The 241-nt window shown below is 34.9% G+C and carries 1 protein-coding gene; it reads left to right on the top strand.

The genetic code is table 11. From position 1 onward, the window contains the following. Positions 1 to 47: 47 nt before the first annotated feature. Positions 48 to 241: hypothetical protein (locus SCA31_RS25260; RefSeq protein WP_410699679.1), on the top strand; the 194-nt coding region annotated here is incomplete at its 3' end.

The following is a 241-nucleotide window of genomic DNA, read 5'->3' on the forward strand; positions in this document are numbered from 1 at the left end:
CTGACTGATTTCGGGGTTGAAGATTTCAAGGTTAATTTAAAAAAATAGTGTATTTTTCATTCATGATTATTTATAAAGAAGAAATTCAGAAAAAAAAGAAAAAGCTGGACGATTGTAAGGCTTTCCTGAAAAAAGAGTTCATCGTAATAGATAAAATTATCGATGACTTATTGGAGTACCTCCTAACCTGGTATCTGATGCCTGAGATCCGAACCCGTCCCGTAGTGATCAATCTATGGGG

This window comes from Chryseobacterium sp. SIMBA_028, from assembly GCF_046535285.1.
In the GTDB taxonomy this organism is placed as follows: domain Bacteria; phylum Bacteroidota; class Bacteroidia; order Flavobacteriales; family Weeksellaceae; genus Chryseobacterium.